This is a genomic window from Eoetvoesiella caeni (assembly GCF_003315175.1).
Taxonomy (GTDB): domain Bacteria; phylum Pseudomonadota; class Gammaproteobacteria; order Burkholderiales; family Burkholderiaceae_B; genus Eoetvoesia; species Eoetvoesia caeni.
Genome location: NZ_QNRQ01000013.1, coordinates 54,031 through 75,943, shown reverse-complemented (window position 1 = coordinate 75,943; position 21,913 = coordinate 54,031). Strand labels below are relative to the sequence as shown.

Sequence of the window (21,913 nt, the reverse complement as noted above, 5' to 3'; positions counted from 1 at the left end):
TGAATTTGAAAAGTAACAGTCAGTGCGTCAATATTTTCGACAGAAACAACTTGGCCCTGTCCGACAACTCTTCCGGACGCTCGAAAAATTCGTCTTTCGAACAATCCTCGACGATAGCTCCTTCGTCCATGAAGATCACACGATCCGCCACCTTGCGGGCAAAGCCCATTTCGTGGGTGACGACCATCATGGTCATTCCTTCTTTGGCCAGGTCCACCATGACGTCCAGCACTTCATTCACCATTTCAGGGTCCAAAGCAGAGGTTGGCTCGTCGAACAGCATGGCAATGGGGTCCATCGCCAGCGCTCGCGCAATGGCAACGCGCTGCTGCTGGCCGCCGGAGAGCTGCCCGGGGAATTTGTCCATGTGGGCGCTGAGGCCCACGCGCTCGAGCAGGCTGCGCCCCCGCTGGTTCGCCTCGTCCGCTGTACGGCCCAGCACTTTGACCTGAGCCAGCTCCAGATTGCGCATCACCGACAAATGCGGAAACAGCTCGAAATGCTGGAACACCATGCCGATGCGTGCGCGCAGCTGCGGCAAGTTGGTCTTGCGCGCGCCGACCGAAACGCCGTCGATCAGGATTTCGCCTTTCTGGAATGGTTCGAGGGCATTGGCGGTTTTGATAAGGGTGGACTTGCCCGACCCCGAAGGGCCGCAGACCACGACGACCTGACCGGCGTTGATCGAGATCGAGCAATCGTTCAATACCTGGAATGAGCCGTACCACTTGCTGACATTCTTGAATTCAATCACAAATAAACCTTTTGCCTAGTCACGCGCCAGCCGCATTGCTGCGCCGCTCCAGCATCTTGACCGAGCGGGATGCCGCATAGGAAATAAGAAAATAAACCACGGCGGCGAAAACAAACATTTCCACCAGCCGCCCGTCGCGCTGGGCGACATTATTGGCCGCGCCCAGGAAATCGGTGAGCGAAAGCACATAGACCAGCGATGTGTCCTGAAATATGACGATGACCTGCGTCAACAGCAGCGGCGTCATCTTGCGAAAGGCCTGGGGCAAGACCACATAACTCATTACCTGGCGAAAGCTCAGGCCGACGGCATAGCCGGCGTCCAGCTGCCCGCGTGGAACCGACTGGATGCCGGCCCGGACAATTTCGCAAAAATAAGCCGCTTCGAACAAGGTAAACGTAATCAGGGCCGACGTAAACCCGCCGACCGCAATAGGCCGTCCGGCCTGGGTCAGCCATCCCACAATATAAGGAACCAGGAAATAGAACCAAAAGATAATAAGGATAAGGGGCAGCGCCCGCATCAAATTGACGTAGCCGCCCGCAACCGCCGAAACAGCGCGGTTCGACGACAAGCGCATGATGGCCAGCAAGGTACCCAGAATGATCGCGCCTATCGTGGACAACACCGTAAGCTTGAGCGTAAACATCAGCCCAACCGTGAAAAGATACGGCGCTGTGCGGATGATTATTTCGAAATCGAAACCGTGCATGGCGCCCCCCTACCTTGGCTGGCCAATGAAACCCGGCACGCTCAGCCGTTTTTCAAGATAGCGCATCAGCAGCACCACCACGATGTTGATGGCCACATACAAAACAGTGGCGGCCGCAAACGACTCGAAGATCTGGAAAGTGAACTCTTGCATGGAACGCGCCGCGCCGGTGATTTCAAGCAAGCCTATGGTGAACGCCACCGACGAATTCTTGATGAGATTCAAGGCCTCGGAGGCCATCGGCGGCAAGATCATGCGCACGGTCAAAGGCAGCAGCACATAACGATAGACTTGCCGCCGGGTCAGGCCCAGCGCCGTGGCGGCCATCGGCTGCCCCGCCGGCAAAGCCCGTATGCCCGCCTGGATCTGTACGGCAATACGGGACGACGTAAATAAGCCCAGGCACACTGCGGCTGTCCAGAATGTGCTCCAGGCGGGGTCCGCCGTCTTGATGAATTCGCCCAAACGAGCCGGCACGACTTCGGGAAACACGAAATACCACAAGAACATTTGGACCAGCAGTGGCACATTGCGAAAAAGCTCGACATAGCCTGCGCAGAATCTTTCCACCCAGGCGTTGCCGGTGGTCCCGAGTACACCGACGATTCCCCCGACAAGCAATGCGATGCACCAAGCCACAATTGAAACGCCCACCGTCCAGTACAGGCCTTGTATCAAGGTCCCCATATAGGTGTGGACTCCGTCTGGCGCCATTTCCCAGAACACCATCCAATTCCAGTTGTAGTTCATGTGCAAGACCTCGATGCTACGGAACAAACGTCACCAGGGCCGCCTGGCCGCCCTGATCTGAACGAATCCCTACTTGTACGCGGCGGGATCGGGCGAGTCCGTCGGGTTGGCGAAAACCCGCTTCAATTCTTCGGACATCGGCAGGTTCAGATTGATATTCTTGGGCGGAATGGCCTGCATGAACCATTTGTTGTAGAGCTTTTCGACAGTGCCATCCTTCATCATGGCTTTTACCGCGTTGTCGACGGCCTCTTTGAATTGGGGATCGTTCTTGGGTTCGATGATTCCATAGGGCTCCAGCGTATAAGCGTTTGCGCTGATCATCCATTCGTCTGGATTGCGCGAGCTGGCCGCCAGTCCGGCCAGAAGCACATCATCCATGAAGAATGCGACCGCCCGCCCACTGCCAACCATCAAGAAAGCTTCGGCATGATCTTTGGCCGGAATAATCCGCATGCCCAGGTTTTTCTCGGCATTGACCTGGGTAAGCCAGCGTATATTCGAAGTGCCCGCGGTCGAAACCACGGTTTTACCCTTGAAATCGTCCAGGTCCTTCACGTTGGATTTCTTCAAGGCGGCAAAACGCGTTGCCGTCACGAACATCGTTGGCGCGAAAGACACCTGCTTCTGGCGAGCTTCGTTATTGGTTGCCGAGCCGCAGGCAAGATCGACAGTGCCGTTGGCCACCAAAGGAATCCGTGTCGAGGACGTCACGGGAACGAGCTTGGTTTTAAGCTGAGGCAAGCCCAACTGCTTTTTCAGCGCGTCCACGACGCCACGGCAGATATCCATGGAATAGCCGATAGGCTGCTGCTTGTCATCCAGGTAGGAAAAAGGGATCGATGAGTCGCGAAAGCCCAGGGCGACCTCGCCCGTGGTTTTGATTCGATCAAGCCGCCCCTCGGCCCGTACCGTGCCGGCAACGGCCACCGCCATGACGATCGACGCCAAAAAAGAAAACAGTAACTTCTGGATCATGCTTATCTCCTTATGAATTTTCGAGCCCTGGCCGGTCAGCCGCCCATGGCCACGCCTTCTCGCCTGGGGTCCGCACCGGCGCTCAAGCCGGAGCGGTCGATCACAATAGCCTGCACGCCGCTGGGAAATTCCTGTATGACGACATCATGGCCCATTGCTTCCAGCGGCTTGGCCAAAACAGCCAGTGCCGTGCTTTTTTCAAGTTCCGTGCGCTTGTTGCGGCTGCCGAAATTCGGCAGGGAAATCGCATCTTGGACGCTCATGTTCCAGTCAAGAACCGCCACCAGGGTTTTGGCAACGTAATTGATGATGACATTCCCCCCCGGGGAACCCAGCGCCATATAAGGCTCATTGTCCCGAAAAACAATGATCGGCGCCATGGTGCTGCGCGGGCGCTTGCCGGGCTGCACCCGATTGGCAACCGGTCGGCCCTCGGCGTCGACCGGATCGCGCGAAAAGTCGGTAAGCTGATTATTCAGCAGAAAGCCCCGAACAAAAATCTTACTGCCAAATGCGGCTTCGATGCTTGTTGTCATCGACACCACGTCGCCCGCGGCATCGACTGCAACAAGATGGCTGGTTGACGGAATCTCAAGCGCGTTATCGCGGCCAAGCGAACGCAGCATGCCCATGGGGTCGCCGGGCGCAGCCGTGCCCATGCTGCGATCGGGCCGAATCAACGCAAAGCGCGACGCCAAGTAGGCGGGGCTGATCAAGGCCTGGACCGGCACATCGACAAAGTCGGGGTCGGCTACATAGTAGTCACGGTCGGCGTATGCCAGGCGGCCCGCTTCGGAAAAATAGTGCACGGCCCGCAAACCGGCCGGCTTGAAGGTTTCCATCGGGACATGCTGCAAGACGCCCAGAAGCTCCAGGACGCCCAAGGTGCCCGAACTGGGTGGCGGCATGCCGCAAATACGATAAAGGCGGTAATTGCCGCAAAGCGGCTCGCGCTGCAGGGCCCGGTAATTGGCCAGATCCGCAAGAGTCATGTCCCCGGGAGTGGGGTGGCCGCGCACCGCCGCGACGATATCGCCGGCGATGTCTCCGCGGTAGAACGCATCAGCGCCCTGTTGAGCCACCTGGCGCAATACCTTGGCCAGATCGGGATTCTTCAACAAATGGCCCACGGGCCAAGGCTGGCCGGCCGGGTCGAAGAAATAGGCTGCGGCGGCCTGCTGCAGCGCCAACTCAGGACTATTGCGCAGCATAGCGTGCATGCGCGGCGAAACCCGGAAACCTTCTTCCGCCAGCCGTATTGCAGGCTGGAACAAGGCGGCCCAGGGCAGCTTGCCATGCTGCTTGTGCGCCATCTCCAGCGCACGCAGCACACCAGGCACTCCCACCGCCAAACCGCTGTTGACCGCCGCTCTATACGGCAAAGGCTTGCCATCGGCCATGAAGCGTCCCGGCATGGCGGCGGCAGGTGCCGTCTCGCGTCCGTCGTAGGCTGTCAGTGTTTTATGCGCCTTGTCGTAATACACGGCGAACGCGCCGCCGCCGATGCCCGAAGACTGCGGTTCAACCAAAGTCAGCACCATCTGCGCAGCAATGATCGCGTCCAGCGCGCTTCCGCCTTGACGCAGCATTTCGTAGCCGGCGCGCGTTGCATGCGGATTGGCGGTCGCCACCATGAAATGCTTGGCATGGACCTCGCTTTTCTGCGTATAGCCGCTGCCGCTTTCGGGGTTCCGGTCTTCGTCGGGCAGCCCGGCCTGCTTGCCGTAAGCCGCGGCGCCGATGCTCAAAAGCCCTGCCATCGCGAGCGCATACAACCATTTCGCGTTCGTTCGTATCAGCAAAAAGTCCCTCCATATTAGATGCGACCTTACCGCATTATGCCGCCCACCCCAAATTCTACCATCCAACCTAGCATTTTCCCCGACGGCAAAGTCTTGTCACAAAATCGCTAACAGTGCACACTGTCTCATCCTCTTTACTTTCTGCCTTATTATTCTATAATTACTGCATGTTGGTAATTACGTAATAAAATAAACGCAAATTTACTGTACTGAGGAATTCGTTCACTATCACAGTAACTCCATGGAGAGACAATGAAACACCTTATCAAAACAGTTCTCGCGTCGGCCTGCCTGGCCACCGCCGCAGCCAGCCTGGTAGCTGCGCCGGCCGCGGCCGCCGAACCATTCAAAATCGGGCTTATCGTTCCCATGACAGGGCCTTTTGCCTCTACCGGCAAGCAAATCGACACGGCCGTCAAACTGTATATGCAGCAACATGGCGACATGGTCGATGGCCGTAAAATCGAAGTCATCCTGCGCGACGATGGCGGCTTGGCTCCCGAAACCACCAAGCGCATTGCGCAAGAAATGGTGGTCCAGGACAAAGTAAACGTGCTGGCCGGATTCGGCTTGACCCCGCTGGCCTTCGCCGCGGCGCCTGTTGCCACCCAGGCCAAAGTACCTATGGTTGTAATGGCTGCCGCCACGTCATCCATTGTGAAAAAATCGCCGTACATCGTCCGTACATCGCAGACTTTGCCCCAAGTCACAGCGCCGCTTGGCGACTGGGCCGCCAAAAACCCCAAGATCAAGACAGCCATTACGCTGATCACCGATTACGGTCCTGGCCACGATGCTGAAAAAGTCTTTATCAAGCACTTCACGGATGGCGGCGGCAAAATCCTTGAAAGCATTCGCGTTCCGCTGCAGAACCCCGACTTCGGCCCCTTCCTGCAACGCGTTCGCGACGCCAAGCCCAACGCCGTATTCGTCTTCGTACCTTCGGGTCCAGGCAGCGCGCTTATGAAGCAATTCGCTGAAAAGCATCTGACCGATGCCGGCATCCAACTTATCGGCACCGGCGACGTGCTTGACGACGACTTGCTGCCCAGCATGGGCAACGAAGCACTAGGCGTGGTTACTTCGCAGCACTACTCGGCCGCGCACAAGTCGCCCGAAAACAAAGCCTATGTAGCAGCGTTCGAAAAGCTGACCAACAACAAGATGCGCCCGAACTTCATGTCGGTCGGCGGCTATGACGGCATGCACCTTATTTACGCAGCCCTGAAAAAAGCAGGTCCCGACGCCACCGGCGACCAGCTGCTGGCAGCCATGAAGGGCATGAGCTGGACCAGCCCGCGCGGACCGGTCAGCATCGACCCCGAAACTCGCGACATTGTCCAGAACATCTATATCCGCAAAGCGGAAAAGGTCGACGGCCAGATCTATAACGTCGAGTTCGAAACCGTCCCCAACGTCAAGGATCCCGGAGTCTGATCCCGGCTTGACCGGACTCGCGGCGGCGCACCGCTTTCAAGCATGCGCCGCCACGAATCCACGCATTTCCTGGAGAGCAGTATGAGCAAGCTATCGGCACAGCTGGACCATCTTGGCGTCGACAGCCCCAATCCTGAAAAGCTGGCATCCTTTTACGCAAGCGCAATGCAAATGCGCACGACGCCCTTCGACGGCGGCGGCATTATGTGCGAAGGACGCGAGCGTCGCATGGCATTCACGCCGGGCCAGGCAAAAAACCTGCGCTATGCTGCCCTTCAACTGCCCTCCGCCGCCGCGCTGCAAGCGTTGCGGCAGCACATACAAAAAAGCGGAACGGCCATCGATCCCTCGCCTTCCCCCTTTTTCGACGACAAGGCCTTTTCGGTGCTCGACCCCGACGGTAATCGCATCGTCCTGGGACACGACCCGCAAGACCGCAAGCGCCACCCGGGCCTGCCCGCCCGCTTGCAGCACCTGGCCTTCGGCACCACCGGCATCGACGCCATGCTGGCCTTTTACCAGGACGTTCTGGGCCTGCGTATCAGCGATAACGTTTACGCCGACGACAACAGCCTGCGCTCGTCTTTTTTACGAGCCGGCAACGAACATCACATCGTCGCCATTTTTGTGGCGCCGCAGAATTCCTTCGATCACCATTGCTACGAAGCCGGCGACTGGGGCCTTATACGCGACTGGGCCGACGAGCTTTCCACACACGATATCCCGCTCGATTGGGGCCCAGGCCGCCACGGCCCCGGCAACAACCTGTTCTTCATGATTCGCGACCCGGACAACAATTGGCTGGAAATTTCCGCCGAACTTGAAATCGTCCAGGAAGACCGCGTCACCGGCAGTTGGATACACCAGGAAAAAACCCTTAATAGCTGGGGCAAGGCTTACTTGCGCAGCTGAATTCCGCCACACCAGGAACATACTCATGCGTCTTTTATCTTTTGTCGGCCGCAACGGCCAATCGGGCTATGGCGCCCAGCTGAACGATCAGCGTATTGCCAACCTTAGCGCCATTCTTGGCCACCGCTACCCCGACTTGAAGTCGCTGCTGGCCAGCGGGCTGGACGACGCCAAGGCCGCCGTGGCCATCGCGCCCGTTCTATCGCGGCACGAAGTCCACTTGCTTGCGGTCATTCCCAATCCCGAAAAAATCATCTGCGTCGGCCTCAACTACGTAACCCACCGCACAGAAACCGGCCGCCCCGTCGAAGAGCATCCTTCCATCTTCACGCGCTTTGCCGCCTCGCAGATCGCCGACGGCGATCCCATCATTCGGCCCCACGTTTCCACCACACTGGACTACGAAGGCGAGCTGGCCATCGTCATCGGCCGCCCCGGACGCTACATTCCGGCCGAACGCGCACACGAACACGTGGCCGGCTATGCCTGCTACAACGACGCCACCTTGCGCGACTGGCAGCGCCATTCGCACCAGTTCACCCCCGGCAAGAACTTTGTCGGCACAGGCGCCTTCGGCCCAGCGCTGGTTACCTCGGACGAAGTCCCGAATATCGAAGCGCAAACGCTGACTACCCGGCTTAACGGCGAAGTCATGCAGCAGGCCAAGATTTCCGACATGATCTTCTCTATTGGCGAGATCATTGCCTACGTTTCGTCGTTCACTCCGCTGGAACCGGGCGACGTCATCGCCACCGGCACCCCGGGCGGCGTGGGCGCCAAGCGCCAGCCGCCTGTCTGGATGAAGCCGGGCGACCTGGTCGAAGTCGAGATCACGCAAGTCGGCATTTTGCGCAACCCCATCGCCGACGAAATAGCCTGAGCTTTGCCGGCGCGGGCAAATCACAATGACCACAGAACGCAGCAGTTCAATCGAGCGCATGCTGGCCATCCCCCGGCTGTTCACCGAAGAGCGGCCGGTATGGAGCGTGGAAGAAGTTGCCAACGAACTGCGGCTTTCGATCAGTACCGCCTATCGCTACTTCCAAAGCCTTATCAAGTTCGAGTATCTCGATGAAATTCCCAACCGGGGTTATTGCCTGGGGCCGGCTTTCATCGAATTCGACCGCATTATCCGGGTCACCGACCCACTCTCGCATGCGGCCGGCCCCATTATTTCCAGCCTGGCTCCCGCCATGCCTTTGGGAACATCGCTCATTCTGTGCCAGGTCTATCAAAAAAAGGTCATGTGCATCCATCACGAAACGGTGGGGCCTGCCGGCGAAGGCATCAGCTATCAACGCGGCAAGCCTATGCCCTTCTACCGCGGCGCGACCTCGAAAGTAATACTTGCGCATATGCCGTGGCGCCAGCAAAAACGCGAATATGAAAGCCATACCCAGGAACTGCAGCAGGCCGGGCTGGGCAACGACTGGAAGTCGTTCAGCGTGGGCTTGCGCAATATCCGCAAGCGCGGCTACTGCGTTTCGCGCGGGGAAGTCGACCTTGGACGCATGGGCATTGCGGCGCCGATCTTCAGCGGCAACGGCCATGTCAGCCATAGCCTGAGCGCCGTCGCATGGCAGGACCAGATAGACCAGGCCAGCGAAGACCGCTTGGTCACCAGCATCGTCATGGCCGCGGCACGAATCTCGGAAGCCATGGCACGCGCGAACGGCAGCCCTGAAGCCGCTGCCCCAAAGCAAAAACCCTAGCTCCATGCCCAGATCAAGCCCGAACGCGAAGGCAAAACGCAGGCCTCATTCTTTTGCGCCGGCTGCGTATGCTCCAGGCACGCTCGATATGGAATGGAAGCACCCCGGCAACACCGTTGGAGAAAACAACAAATGTCCCAAACAGGCATTACGCCCGTAACAATAGTCGGCGCCGGCCCCGTGGGCCTGATGCTGGCCAACCTGCTGTGCGTCTATGACATTCCGGTCGTCCTGATCGAACGGAACCTGGATACCGTCAAGGCGCCGCGCGCCGTGTCGATAGACGATGAGTCCCTGCGTTCGCTGCAAGTGGCGGGGCTGGCCGACCGCACGCGCGGCATATGCGCCATGGACTATGGTTCGGTCTATCTGGGCCCCGACCGCCGGCCGTTTGCCTCGGTCTCGCCCAGCACCGCAGAATACGGCCATCCGCGGCGCAGCGCCTTTGCCCAGCCGGAACTGGAAGCGCTGCTTGCCGATTCGCTGCGGCGCTATCCGCATTTGACAGCCCGCTTCGGCCACGAGGTCCTGGCGCTGGAACAGGACGACAACGGCGTCGTACTGGATGTTGCCGGCCCCGATGGCAAGCGTTACCAGCACCGCAGCCGCTACGTCGCGGCCTGCGACGGCGGCCGCAGCCCCATCAGGCACATGCTGGACATCAGCATGAAGGGCTATACCTACGAAGAAAAATGGCTGATCATCGACCTGAAAGGCACGCGCGACAACTTTCGCCAGACGCGCGTCTATTGCGACCCGCGCCGCCCCGGCATCAACCTGCCCGGCCCCAACGGCACGCGCCGCTTCGAATTCATGCTGCTGCAGGGCGAAACCGACGAAGAAGTCACCGCAGCTGAATTCGTCGGCAAGCTATTGCGCGACCATGGGCCCGACGACGGCATCGAGATCGTGCGCAAACAGGTGTATACCTTCCACGCCCGCATGGTCACCGAATGGAAGAAAGGCTCGGTATTCCTGCTGGGCGATGCCGCGCACCTGACGCCGCCCTTTGCCGGCCAGGGGCTTAACAGCGGCCTGCGCGACGCCTCCAACCTTGCCTGGAAGCTTGCCGCCGTCGTGCGCGGCCAGATCACGCCTTCGGTCCTGGACAGCTACGGCCAGGAGCGCGCCGAGCATGCCTGGCAATTGATAGAAATGGCCATCAAGCTCGGACGCATCATGATGCCCGACACGATGACCAAAGCCCGCTTGATCCAGGCCGGCTTCCGGGCACTGCGGCTGGCGCCGCCGGTCAATGACTACATTACCCAGATGCGCTACAAGCCCAAGCCGCGCTTCTCGCAGGGCTTTATCGTGCCTGACGGCGGCAAGCTGCGCACCACTCAGGTCGGGCGCATGCTGGCGCAACCCAATATCGAAACGGAAAACCGCAGCACCCGCCGCCTGGACACGATACTTGGCACCGGCTTCGCGCTGATCGCTTTCAGCCAGGACCCCGCTACCGCGTTCGAGGGCTTGCCCGAATTGCCTTTCGAAGATCGCCTGGACCTGCAACGCGTCTGCATTACGCCGCGCTATTACAACGTTTTCCCTGCCGCGCCCAATGCCGCCACTGTACGCGACATGAACGGCGACTTCGAGCGCAACTGCCCCGGGGCGCGCGACCGCTGGCTACTGGTTCGCCCCGACCGCTACGTCATGGCCAGCATACCGCGGCACAGTCCCCAGGATACGGTGCAGGCGCTAAGCCGGCTATTGCAAGCTTAGTTCCGCGCAACGGGAAGGACGAACGGCCGCTGTCCTTCCGCAAATTAGTAAGCCTCATTGACAATATAGTCAGGCAGCTTTACCATCTTCGGCAAGACAGAACGAGGGTGCCGCCGCGCGGCGGCGGTTCCCGCGACTCTTTCTTTCATACCACTCCGGAGACAAAGAATGAAAATCATCCATAAACTTAGCATTGGCGCGACTCTGTTCGCCCTGGGCCTGGGCAGCGCGGCGCATGCCGCCGAAACCTTGAAGATAGGCATGGTGCTGCCTATGTCGGGGCCTTTTTCTGCCTACGGCCAGCAAATCCTGAACGGCGCACGCCTATATCTTGGCCAGAACGGCAACAAGCTGGGCGACCGCCCTGTCGAACTCCTGGTCAAAGACGACACGGGCGTTGCGCCCGAAATCAGCAAGCGCGCCGCGCAGGAATTCCTGGTCCAGGACAAGGTGGCCATTCTGGCCGGCTTCGGTTTGACGCCTTCCGCCTTTGCGGTCGCTCCGCTTTCGGCGACCGCCAAGGTGCCCATGGTGGTCATGAATGCCGCCACCTCTTCGATCACGACCAAGTCGCCGTACATCGTGCGCACGTCCATGACTCTGCCGCAGACCACGGCGCCGATCGCCACCTGGGCCGCCAGCAACGGAATCAAGAAAGTCTATACCGTCGTCGCCGACTTCGGCCCTGGCCACGATGCCGAAAAGCAGTTCGTCAAGACGTTTACGGCGGCCGGCGGCGAGATCATCGGCCAAGTGCGCACTCCGGTGGCCAACCCCGACTTTGCTCCCTTTCTTCAAAAAATCAAGGACTCCAAGCCCGATGCCGTGTTCCTGTTCGTGCCCGCTGGCGAACAAGGCGTCGCCTTTCTTAAGGGATACAAGGAACGCGGCCTGGATACTGCAGGCATCCGGCTGATCTCCACCGGCGACCTGACCGACGAGGACGTCATCGATGCCATGGGCCAAGCCGCCGTGGGCGTCGTCACCTCCATGCACTATGCCGAGGCTCACGACTCCGCGCTCAACAAGGCGTATACCGACTCGTACTACAAGGCTTATCCCAAAAAACGCCCCAACTTCATGTCGATGGCCGGCTACGACGGCATGCACCTGATAGACGCCGTATTGAAGAAAACAGGCGGCGATGCCAGCGGCGACAAGTTCATCGAAGCGGCCAAAGGCCTGAAGCTGGACAGCCCGCGCGGCGCCATTTCCATCGACCCGGCAACGCGCGATATTGTGCAGACCATATATATACGCAAGGTGGAACGCGTTGGCGGCAAACTGCAGAACGTTGAATTCGACCACATCCCCGACTTCAAGGATCCGGGCAAGCAGCAATAGAAATTCGTAGCTGGATTGAACGCAAAAGGGGCCGGATTCCTTGGGGACTGGCCCCTGTCTCTTGGCAATGATAAAGTTCGCAAAGACCGGCTTTACTCGTCATACGGCCAAAATACTGAATAAGCGAACGCATGGAAAACACCCCCGCCAAGAAAAGTGCCCGGCCAGTCCGGCGCCGGGCGCGCACGGCGCTGCCGGCCGGCGAACACAGCGACAGCCAATCATGGCGCAAGCACAACATAGGCCGCCTGCTTAACAACGCCATCACCCGGTTTGAAAGCCGCATCCTGCAACAGATGGACGAAGCCGGCTACAGCGGGTTCTCGCTTAGCCACATCACGATCACGCGCAATCTGGATATCGAAGGCACGCGGGCGACCGACCTTGCCAGGCGTGCCGGCATCACCAAGCAATCCGTGGGCGAACTTATCGCCCAGCTGGAAGCGGGCGGTGTCGTCGAACGCAAACCGGACCCCAACGACAAGCGCTCCCGCATCGTGTTCTTCACGCCCTTGGGCATTGAATGGCTGAATGCCTTTCGCACCGCACTGCAACAGGCCGAAGCGGAAATGGAAGAAGAGCTTGGCTTGCAGCGCCTGAAGCAGCTCAGGCAGGCGCTGGCCGACTACGGCGAAACATAAATTCCATTGACAATTTAGTCAGGCAAACTTACCATTAACGCATTCCCATCATCAGCCTTCCCGGAGTGCACCATGTTACCCAGCCAAACTTCCGTCCTTATTGCGGGCGGCGGCCCTTGCGGCTTGATGCTGGCCAACGAGCTTGGCCGGCGCGGCATACAAGCCATTCTCGTCGACGAAAAGTCCAGTACCGCCTTCAATCCCCAGGCCAACGCCACGCAGGCGCGCACCATGGAACACTTTCGCCGCCTGGGTTTTGCCGACGCAATACGCCATCTTGGCCTGCCCGGCAACTTCCCCACCGACATCGCCTATTCCACCCGCTATGCCGCACATGAACTGGCTCGCTTCAAGCTGCCATCGGCCCAAGAGGCCGTGGAAAAAATCCATTCATTGTCGGGTTCATGGAGCGCGGCCGAACTGCCTCACCGCGTTTCGCAGAAATTCGTCGAAGCTGAACTGCGCCGGCAGGCCGAAAAGCTGCCCGGGATTTCCATCAACTACGGCTGGAGAATGACCGGCTTTCGCGATCTGGGCAACGCGGTCTCGGTGGATGTGGAATGCGTTGCCGACGGCACCCGCCAGACTATCGAAGCCGCCTATCTGGTCGGCGCCGACGGCCCCCGCAGCCTGGTGCGCGAACGGCTGGGCCTGCGCTATGGCGGCGAAACAGGCATTGCCCGCGACTTCATGGGCGGGCGCATGTACGCCATCTATGCCCGTGTACCCGACTTCTACCGCACTGTGCCGCATCCGCCCGCCTGGATGAATGTATGCTTCAACCCCGAGCGGCGCGCCTTCATGGCCACCGTCGACGGCAAGAGCGAGTTTGCCTTCCACACCCAGTTGAAACCGCATGAGCGCGAAGAGGACATTACCGACCAGCAAGCCCGGGAAATGTTCCAGGCCGCGGTAGGCGTGCCGGTCGAGGTCGAGATACTGTCCCGTGGATCATGGACGGCCGGCCATTCGCTGGTTGCCGAACACTTCCAGAAGGGCCGGGTATTCCTGGGCGGCGACGCCGTGCACCTGTTCACACCCACGGGCGGCCTGGGCTACAACACCGCGGTGGAAGACGCCGTCAACCTGGGCTGGAAACTGGCGGCGGTCATAAAAGGAATCGCTGCGCCCCAACTGCTGGATACCTATGAAGCGGAACGCCGGCCGCTGGGCCTGCGCAACACAGCCTATGCGCGCCAGTTCGCCGACTCGCTGGGCCTGTTCAAGCCCGCAGGCAATATCGAAGAGGACAGCCCCGAGGGCGCCGCCGAACGTGAAAAAGCCGGCGCCTACCTGGCCGCCCATGGCAGGGCCGAGTTCAACATTCCCGGCGTAACCTTTGGCGGCCGCTACGATGGCTCGCCGGCCATTGTTCCGGACGGCACCACGCCGCCGCCCGACGCCGCCAACGAGTACATCCCCACCGCCACTCCAGGGGGACGCCCGCCCCACATGTGGCTGGGCGACGGCCGCTCTTTATACGATATGTTCGGCTTTGAATGGACCTTGCTTTGTACCGGGCCGGATGCCGGCCCGGGCAGCCAGGCGTTTATCGACGAGGCCGGCCGCAGGGGGATCGAGCTTAAGGTCGTCCATGTGCCCCAGGCGCACCAACTTTATGAAGCCGATTACGCACTGATACGCCCCGACCAGATCGTTGCATGGCGCGGCGACTCCTGCTCGCCGGCGCAGCAAGTTTTCAGCCAAATACTGGGTATGGCCAATACGGATTCCCAAGCGGCGCCCGCACAAGGCACAATAGCCTGACCCGCCCTTTTATTCCACCCATGTTCATGGAGGTTTTATGCTGGATTTAAATAAAGACAACATCACCCAGGTTGTCCTTGAACGATTTGCCAATACGCCAGATCCCAGGCTCAAAGAAATAATGAGCAGCCTGATCCAGCACCTGCATGGTTTTGCCCGCGACGTAAAACTGACCGAACAAGAGTGGGCCCAAGCCATCGACTTCCTGACGCGGGTAGGCCACATTACCGACGACAAACGCCAGGAATTCATCTTGCTGTCGGACACGCTGGGCCTGTCCATGCTGACGGTAGCCATAAACAACGACAAGCCCGAAGGCTGTACGGAATCCACTGTGTTCGGGCCCTTTTATGTGTCCAACGCGCCCGAATACGCCTTGGGCGACGATGTCGCCAACGGAGCCAACGGCACACCGTGCTTCGTGAAAGGAAGCGTCAAGGGCCTGGACGGGGAACCGGTTGCCGGCGCCTCTATAGAAGTGTGGCAGTCCGACGACGACGGATCGTACGACGTTCAAAAGCCCCATCTGGACAGCATGCAAGGCCGCGGCGTCCTGCACACGGACTCCGAAGGCAACTATTACTTTCGCTCTATCGTGGCCGTGCCCTATCCCATACCGGACGACGGCCCCGTCGGCCAAATGCTGAATCTCACCAACAACCACCCGTGGCGGCCCGCCCACCTGCATTTCATGATCAAGGCCGACGGCTACGAAACACTGGTAACGCACGTTTTTCGCCGCGATAGCCGCTACCTGGATTCGGACGTGGTGTTCGGGGTGCGCAAGTCGCTGGTGGTGGACTGGGTAGAACAAGCCGACGGCACTTACCTGCTGGAATATGATTTTGTACTGAACCCCAGCAACAGCTAAACTGATTTGCATCACTGAAGGATGACGCCATGAACCACGACTTTATATACGAAGCGCTTCCAACCCGGGTCATTTTCGGCCAGGGAAAACTGCAAAGCCTTCCACACGAGGTCGAGCGGCTTGGCGCACGCCGGGTTCTGGTGCTGTCCACGCCGCAACAAGAACCGTGGGCCCAGAACGTCTCTGAATTATTGGGTTCCGTCTCGGCCGGCATCTACAGCAACGCCACCATGCACACGCCCGTCGAGATATCAGAACAGGCGGTTGCGCAGGTCCAGCGCCTGGAAGCCGACTGCGTCGTGGCGCTGGGCGGCGGCTCGACCACGGGCCTGGGCAAGGCCATTGCCCTGCGCACGGGCTTGCCTCAAATTGCCGTACCCACCACCTATGCCGGTTCCGAAATGACCCCCATCCTGGGCGAAACTGAAAACGGCGTGAAGACCACCAAGCGGCTACCCGTCATCTTGCCCAAAACCGTCATTTACGACGTCGACTTGTCGCTGACCCTGCCGGCCGCCCTTTCCGCCACCAGCGGCCTGAACGCCATGGCGCACGCCGTGGAAGCCCTGTATGCGCAAGACCGCAACCCGGTTACGTCCATCATGGCCGAAGAAGGCCTTGCCGCCTTCGCCCGCGCCCTGCCCACCATCACGCAGTCGCCCAAAGATCTTGAAGCGCGCTCCGACGCCCTGTACGGCGCATGGCTTTGCGGCATTTGCCTGGCTTCGGCCGGCATGGCCCTGCACCACAAGCTATGCCACGTGCTGGGCGGCGCGTTCGACCTGCCCCATGCCCAAACCCATGCCGTCATGCTGCCGCACACGGCGGCCTACAACAGCAAGGCGGCCGCCGACGCCATGCAACGCATAGCGCGCGCGCTGAATGCGCCCGATGCCGCGCAAGGCCTTTGGGACCTTGCCGGCAAACTGGGCGCACCGCGCTCCCTCAAAGAACTGGGCATGCCCGAAACCGGCATTGAGCTGGCCACCGAACTGGCCCTGAAAAACCCCTACTGGAATCCCAGGCCGCTGGAAGCCGATGGCATCCGCAAGCTGCTGGCCCGGGCCTGGGCCGGCGAAGCGCCAAGCCTTTAAGCACATCCCGTCAAGCCTAAAAAATCGGCCGCACAAAATTGTGCGGCCGAGCGTTAAACAGAGGGCAATGCCGGCCCTTGCGCGCCGGCAAGGTGGCGGCAAAGGCTGCGTTGCGCCGCCCTTATTTCATCTTGCATTCCTGATGATAGACGTCCTTGTGCATCGCCAGCGGCGTGCCGATTTGCTGCATGGCCACGCCATTGCCGTCCTTCACCGCTTTGAAAGCATAGAAGTTTTCGATCGGCATATTATTGTTATTGAACTGGAACGGCCCCCGCACCGACTTGAATTCGCTGCCCGCCGCCTTGACCGCGGCGGCAAATGCCGCGTTGTCGCTTAGTTTGTCGCCCACCTTGGCAATGGCAACGTTCAGGATGCTGGCGGCGTCATAGCCGGTGGCCGCGTAAAGGCTGGGCGTGCGCTTGTACTTGGCCTGGAAGGCCTGCACGAATTCCTTGCTTTCGGGAATGTCCAGCGAAGCGTCCCACATGGCTCCGGCAACCACGCCCGCCGCCAGGCCTTTCAGGGCCGGCAGCGTCGTGCCGTCCACCGTAAAGACGGACAATACGGGCAGCTTGTCCAGCATGCCGGCCTGGTTCATTTGCTTTACAAAATTGATGCCCAGACCGCCAGGGTAGAACACAAAAACCGCGTCGGCGCCCGAGGCCTGCAACTGCGAAATCTCGGTTGAATAGTCGGTTTGACTAAGAGGCGTGTATATCTCGTTTACCACCGTGCCTTTATAGAAGCGCTTGAACCCGGCCAGCATTTCTTTGCCCGCCTGGTAATTCGGCGCCATCAAAAACACCTTGCCGTATTTTTGTTGTTCGGCATAGACGCCCATGGATTCCGCGGGCCCGTCGCTTTCCCAGGCGGCTGAAAAGAAATTGGGCTTGCAGCCCGCGCCCGCCAAAGCCTCCGGCCCGGAATTGGTAGCAATGGCAACCTTGCCCGACTTGGATATTTGTGGCCATACGGCCATCAGGACATTGGTGAACCCCAACCCCACGATGGCGTCGACATGATCTCTGTCCAGCAGTTTCCTGACGGCTTGCAAGCCGACCTCGGGCTTGACCTGGTCGTCCTCTTTGATGACGGTGGTGGCTTGCCCGCCCAGCTTGCCCTGGTACTTTTCGACGGCCAGCATAAAGCCGTCGTACTGGTCCTGGCCCAGGCTGGCCGCGGGGCCGGACATCGGGCCGGTAAAGCCGATTTTCACGTCGGCCATTGCGGGCGCCGCAAGTATGGCCAAGGCCACGGCGCTTGCCACACTCAGCGTCAATTTCTTGATTTTCATTTTTGTCTCCAGTCGTGATTCGAGTCGATTAAGAGTAATCAGCCCGCAAAAGGAACTGCATCGATCAAAACAAACCCGACCATGCAGGGCTTGTCGCTTCTGTTGCTCCACGCATGGTTCGTGCCTCGCTGGACAAGAACATCTCCTGCAACCATACGGGTTTCATCCTCGTCCAGAACCGCCCAAATTTCGCCCTCGAGCACAAACGCATAATCGACGGAATGCGTGCAATGCATTGCTTCATGCCGCGCCCCGCTTTCATGGATGGCGTCGGCACCCGATTCCCCCAAGGACGAAAAGGCATTGTTGCGCTCCCACTTTCCTACATAATCTTTATCGGGGGGAAACTGCACGACCCGAAAAACCGAACCGGATTTAGGCGGCGCCAGTTCAATCTTTCCCGAACAAGCGTCGTCGGTTCCCTGGTTGCTGGCGGGCGCTTCGTATGTTTTCCAGATATCGGTTACGCCGAAATCGGAAACCCCCGCCAAGGACATCGAGTGCGGAGAAGCCGCATCCGAAACAATAATGGACTTGCCGTTTGAGTCATGGCCTGTCACGATCCGGCGAACCGGCCTGATGGTTTTATCGCTGCCCACGTTGGCTCCTGAAAAATTGCGTTCCAAGTCGAAATTTGTCGACGCCATGTCTGTCGACAACACTGTCGAACGCTTATACGTTGATATCTGCTGAAATTAAAGTCGGTTCCGCCTGCGCACTGCTATGACAAGGGCACGGCGTACGCAAAAAACTTGACTGACCATATGAAAGGTAAGTTGGGTGTAAAAGCCAAGCCGGTGTGCCGGCTTGGCTTTCACCTTCCGGCGAACTACAGGGGACGCAGTCCCATGATTTCGCGGGCTTCGGCGGGCGTTGCCGGCTCGAAACCCAGCTCGCGGATAACGCGAACGAAGCGTTCGACCAGCATGACGTTGGTAGCCAGCACGCCTTGTTCGTAATACAGGTTGTCTTCAAGGCCCACCCGTGCGTGGCCGCCCAGCAATACCGCGTGTACGGCTGCCGGCAACTGCGCGGGCCCGATGGCGCTGACGTTGAACACGGTATCCTGCGGCAGATGTTCGACCATCATTTGCAGAATCTTCGGGGTGTAGGGAAGCGCGCCCTGGAAGGCTCCGACGCCCAACACGATATTGATGAAGTAAGGAGCCTTGTCCAGCCCTGCCTTGATGGCGCCGCCGACGTCCTTGATGATGTCTTCCAGGCTGAACACTTCCCATTCGGGCTTGATGCCCCGGGCCATCATCCCTTCGGCCAGCGTACGGATGCGCGTAGGCGTCGTCGGCACAAGGATTTCCTTGTCGCCGAAAGTCGCGCAAATGGTCTGGGCGTCGAGCGTGCACATTTCGGCGCCTGGCGCTTCCATGCCTTTCAGGCGTTCGTCGAAATTGATTTCCCACAGCCCATTATTAAGCTGGTGGACCATGTCGCCGTTGATGCCGCCGCCTGTCGAGTTATTGAGCACGATGTCGCACTTGGCGCGAATGAGCTCGTTCATTTGCGTGTACACCTTCGGGTCGCAGGTGGCCTCGTCGTCGCTGGCGCGGCGCGCATGCAGCGCCACGACGCTTGCTCCGGCGTTGTAGCAACGGTAGACGTCGTCGGCGATTTCAGCCGGCTGCGTCGGCAGATTGGGGTTTTGCTTTTTGCTGGCCATCCCGCCTGTGGGGGCCACGGTAACGATTACTTTGCGTTTGCTCATTGTCTGTCTCCTGGGTCTGCCGCATAGCGGTCAGCAAATAGTTCAACATCATCGTAGCGGCCTGGGCGCCAACTGAATAATACGCTCAGGCTATATGCGTTATTCATTTTTCGATGTGCCAGGCACACCGCTTTTACTTCGCCGCTTCCGGGTGCAGGGCCTCGTATGCGGCGGCAAGACCGGGGTCCCGCTTGCGCATTTCCGCATGGTCGACCCTGCCCGTACGCGTCATATAACTATAGGCGAACTCCACCGGACTTAGCTTTGGAACGAGTTCGTCCATTTTTTCGTACCACTCAATGCTGGTATTGGCCGCCTGCCATATTTTTTTCATGGGCGGAAGACGCATTTCCTGGAATCGCTGCAGCGCGGCTGGAATATCGCCGCCCTTCTCTTTGAATGCCTTGAACAGCGCCACGGCATCTTCCATGGCAAGCCGGGTGCCCGAGCCGATGGAAAAATGCGCCGTGCGCAGCGCATCGCCAAGCAATACGACATTGCCGTTGCTCCAGCGCTCGTTCCAGATCACCGGGAAATTGCGCCAATAGGAATGGTTGCTGATGATCGGATGGCCTTCCAGGTCTTTGGCGAACACCTCTTCGCAATACTTGACGGTATCTTCGGGGCTCATGGTCTCGAAGCCGGCGCGTTTCCATGTTGCCTCTTCGACTTCCACCAGAAAGGTGCTCATGTCGGGCTTATAGCGGTAATGGTGGGCGCAGAATACGCCGGCGCCGGTTTCGCGAAAGGTAAGGGTCAGGCTGTTGAACGCTTTGGTGGTGCCGTACCAAATGAATTTATTGGGCCGCCAGTCGGTGGTGGTGCCGAATGCCGCTTCGTTTTCGGTGCGTATCCAGGAAGCCGCGCCGTTCGCGCCCACGACCAAGTCCGCCGCGCCAAGCTGCTCCAGGCTATTGATTTCAGTATCGAAGACTATGTTGACGCCCAGTTGCTCGACATAGGCATACAGCAGGGTCAATAGCTCGAGCCGGCCAATAGAGGCAAAACCATTGCCCGCAATCGGAATCCTGGTGTCGTTATGGACGATGGTGATCTCGGGCCAGTTTTCCAGGTGCGGATTCAAGTACTCGTACAACGCTTCGTCGTCGCCCTTCAGGAATTCCAGCGCGCGATCCGAAAACACCACTCCGAAACCCCAGGTGGCGCCGCGCGGATTGCGTTCATACAAGGTAATCTCATGGCTGGGATCAAGCTGCTTCATCAGCGCCGCAAAATACAGTCCGCCTGGACCGGCTCCAACAATCTTTATCTTCATTACCTTGTCTCGCTTGCGTGTAAATTAGAAAGCCACACGTAATGATAGGCGACCGGCGGTTATATGGATAATGTTCACATGATATAGTCGCTATTCATATTTTGTTTAATCGTTCGCCATGGATCTACGCTTACTTGAATATATGCTGCGAGTCGCCGAGCTTGGCAGCATCAACAAAGCCGCCGTCGATCTGCACTTGTCGCAACCGACCTTGTCGCGCCATATCGTTGCGCTAGAGCACGAAATGGGCACGAAGCTTTTTACCCGCAACCAAGGCGGCGTTACCCTGACCGAGCCGGGCAAGCTTTTGGCCGACAGGGCGCGCCCCTTGCTGCGCCAGCATGCCATCCTGAAAGAACAGGTGGGCGAAATGGCCGCGGGCCAATTGGCGATCGGGGTGCCGCCTTCCTGGCAACGGGTGTTTACCTCGCCGTTTGTAAAGACCCTGGTGGCGCAGTACCCCGAAATCAAATTAAGGGTGCACGAAGGCGTCAGCAATATCCTGCGCGACCATCTGCTGGCGGGGATCCTGGATTTATGCGTCATCCCGTTCGACCCCTCGCCGCCAACCGGATTCCGGCAAACGCCGCTGGTGCGGGAACCGCTGATTCTCATGGGCTGCGCCGACAAGAACCTGAATTCGTCGCAGGCCATCCCGCTTTCGTATCTGAACGGCGAAAAACTGGTTCTGCCGGGCCGCCCCAATGTTCTTAGCTCGCAAGTTGAACATATGCTCAAGCGCAAGGGCATGGTCTTCAAAGTGGCCGTGGAAACAGACACCCTGGGGCTATGCCTGGACTTGGCCAGGGAAGGCATCGGCTACACCATCATGCCGGCATGCACGCTGCACGACCACGCCCACATTACCGACACCATGAGCTGGGCCCCCATTCAAGGCCTGTACCTGACCTGGGCGCTGAACGAAAGCCTGGCCCGGTCTCATTCGCAGGCGGTGCACGAGGGCCGCAAAGTAGCCCTCAAGACCCTGGCCGCCTCGCTCGAAGCCAAAGTCTGGTTTGGCGCGGAAGGCATGAGCGGGCTTTTGCACGCAAGCGACTAAGCAAAAGCCCCACCCCAAAATGGGCAGAGCCGGCCCGAAACACGCCGGCCGGGCCGGC

Annotated in this window: 20 protein-coding genes; 11 read left to right on the top strand and 9 right to left on the bottom strand. The window is 59.3% G+C overall.

The features are described from left to right. Positions 1-19: 19 nt before the first annotated feature. The 5 genes from DFR37_RS18600 to ggt form a co-directional block, all read right to left on the bottom strand. The gene (locus DFR37_RS18600) at positions 20-754 is read right to left on the bottom strand and encodes an amino acid ABC transporter ATP-binding protein (RefSeq protein ID WP_113934681.1); all 735 of its coding nucleotides are present in this window, start codon (positions 752-754) and stop codon (positions 20-22) included. A 19-nt stretch (positions 755-773) separates the two neighbouring features. Next, a complete protein-coding gene (locus DFR37_RS18595) occupies positions 774-1,466 on the bottom strand; it encodes an amino acid ABC transporter permease (protein ID WP_113934680.1) in 693 nt (230 codons plus the stop codon). Positions 1,467-1,475: 9 nt separating this feature from the next. Continuing rightward, on the bottom strand, positions 1,476-2,216 hold the full coding sequence (locus DFR37_RS18590) for an amino acid ABC transporter permease (protein WP_113934679.1): 741 nt from the start codon (positions 2,214-2,216) through the stop codon (positions 1,476-1,478). Between the two features lie 69 nt (positions 2,217-2,285). After that, entirely contained in the window at positions 2,286-3,194 is a 909-nt protein-coding gene (locus DFR37_RS18585; protein ID WP_113934678.1) for an amino acid ABC transporter substrate-binding protein, read from the bottom strand. Positions 3,195-3,229: 35 nt separating this feature from the next. Further along, the gene (gene ggt, locus DFR37_RS18580) at positions 3,230-4,954 is read right to left on the bottom strand and encodes a gamma-glutamyltransferase (RefSeq protein WP_113934734.1); all 1,725 of its coding nucleotides are present in this window, start codon (positions 4,952-4,954) and stop codon (positions 3,230-3,232) included. A gap of 294 nt (positions 4,955-5,248) precedes the next feature. Between ggt and DFR37_RS18575 the strand changes: the two genes are divergently transcribed. The 10 genes from DFR37_RS18575 (at position 5,249) to DFR37_RS18530 (ending at position 16,502) form a co-directional block, all read left to right on the top strand. Then, on the top strand, positions 5,249-6,433 hold the full coding sequence (locus DFR37_RS18575) for an ABC transporter substrate-binding protein (protein WP_113934677.1): 1,185 nt from the start codon (positions 5,249-5,251) through the stop codon (positions 6,431-6,433). Between the two features lie 81 nt (positions 6,434-6,514). Next, on the top strand, positions 6,515-7,345 hold the full coding sequence (locus DFR37_RS18570; protein WP_170139953.1) for a VOC family protein: 831 nt from the start codon (positions 6,515-6,517) through the stop codon (positions 7,343-7,345). Between the two features lie 25 nt (positions 7,346-7,370). Further along, a complete protein-coding gene (locus DFR37_RS18565) occupies positions 7,371-8,225 on the top strand; it encodes a fumarylacetoacetate hydrolase family protein (RefSeq protein ID WP_113934675.1) in 855 nt (284 codons plus the stop codon). Between the two features lie 25 nt (positions 8,226-8,250). Next, positions 8,251-9,057 (top strand): IclR family transcriptional regulator, encoded by an 807-nt coding sequence (locus DFR37_RS18560; RefSeq protein ID WP_113934674.1) that lies wholly within the window; start codon positions 8,251-8,253, stop codon positions 9,055-9,057. A 132-nt stretch (positions 9,058-9,189) separates the two neighbouring features. Further along, positions 9,190-10,785 carry a bifunctional 3-(3-hydroxy-phenyl)propionate/3-hydroxycinnamic acid hydroxylase gene (locus DFR37_RS18555; RefSeq protein ID WP_113934673.1) on the top strand — a complete coding sequence of 532 codons (1,596 nt, stop codon included), beginning with the start codon at positions 9,190-9,192 and terminating at the stop codon, positions 10,783-10,785. A gap of 168 nt (positions 10,786-10,953) precedes the next feature. Next, complete coding sequence (locus DFR37_RS18550; RefSeq protein WP_113934672.1) at positions 10,954-12,129, top strand: ABC transporter substrate-binding protein; 1,176 nt, start codon at positions 10,954-10,956, stop codon at positions 12,127-12,129. 131 nt (positions 12,130-12,260) lie between these two features. Continuing rightward, the gene (locus DFR37_RS18545) at positions 12,261-12,770 is read left to right on the top strand and encodes a MarR family winged helix-turn-helix transcriptional regulator (RefSeq protein ID WP_113934671.1); all 510 of its coding nucleotides are present in this window, start codon (positions 12,261-12,263) and stop codon (positions 12,768-12,770) included. Positions 12,771-12,842: 72 nt separating this feature from the next. Then, positions 12,843-14,537 (top strand): FAD-dependent oxidoreductase, encoded by a 1,695-nt coding sequence (locus DFR37_RS18540; protein ID WP_113934670.1) that lies wholly within the window; start codon positions 12,843-12,845, stop codon positions 14,535-14,537. Positions 14,538-14,574: 37 nt separating this feature from the next. After that, positions 14,575-15,408, top strand: coding sequence for an intradiol ring-cleavage dioxygenase (locus tag DFR37_RS18535; RefSeq protein ID WP_113934669.1), 834 nt, complete (start codon positions 14,575-14,577; stop codon positions 15,406-15,408). Positions 15,409-15,437: 29 nt separating this feature from the next. Continuing rightward, on the top strand, positions 15,438-16,502 hold the full coding sequence (locus DFR37_RS18530) for a maleylacetate reductase (RefSeq protein WP_113934668.1): 1,065 nt from the start codon (positions 15,438-15,440) through the stop codon (positions 16,500-16,502). Between the two features lie 121 nt (positions 16,503-16,623). On the opposite strand, the gene DFR37_RS18525 is transcribed toward DFR37_RS18530, so the two are convergent. The 4 genes from DFR37_RS18525 to DFR37_RS18510 all read right to left on the bottom strand — a co-directional run bounded on the left by DFR37_RS18525 (position 16,624) and on the right by DFR37_RS18510 (position 20,795). Next, a complete protein-coding gene (locus tag DFR37_RS18525; protein ID WP_113934667.1) occupies positions 16,624-17,799 on the bottom strand; it encodes an ABC transporter substrate-binding protein in 1,176 nt (391 codons plus the stop codon). A 38-nt stretch (positions 17,800-17,837) separates the two neighbouring features. After that, positions 17,838-18,446: a cupin domain-containing protein gene (locus DFR37_RS18520; RefSeq protein ID WP_113934666.1), complete on the bottom strand. Its 609-nt coding sequence runs from the start codon at positions 18,444-18,446 to the stop codon at positions 17,838-17,840. A 182-nt stretch (positions 18,447-18,628) separates the two neighbouring features. Further along, a complete protein-coding gene (locus DFR37_RS18515) occupies positions 18,629-19,519 on the bottom strand; it encodes a beta-keto acid cleavage family enzyme (RefSeq protein WP_113934665.1) in 891 nt (296 codons plus the stop codon). Positions 19,520-19,652: 133 nt separating this feature from the next. Continuing rightward, positions 19,653-20,795 carry an FAD-dependent monooxygenase gene (locus tag DFR37_RS18510; RefSeq protein WP_113934664.1) on the bottom strand — a complete coding sequence of 381 codons (1,143 nt, stop codon included), beginning with the start codon at positions 20,793-20,795 and terminating at the stop codon, positions 19,653-19,655. 118 nt (positions 20,796-20,913) lie between these two features. On the opposite strand from DFR37_RS18510, the gene DFR37_RS18505 reads away from it, so the two are divergent. Further along, a complete protein-coding gene (locus tag DFR37_RS18505) occupies positions 20,914-21,855 on the top strand; it encodes a LysR family transcriptional regulator (RefSeq protein WP_113934663.1) in 942 nt (313 codons plus the stop codon). Positions 21,856-21,913 lie beyond the last annotated feature (58 nt).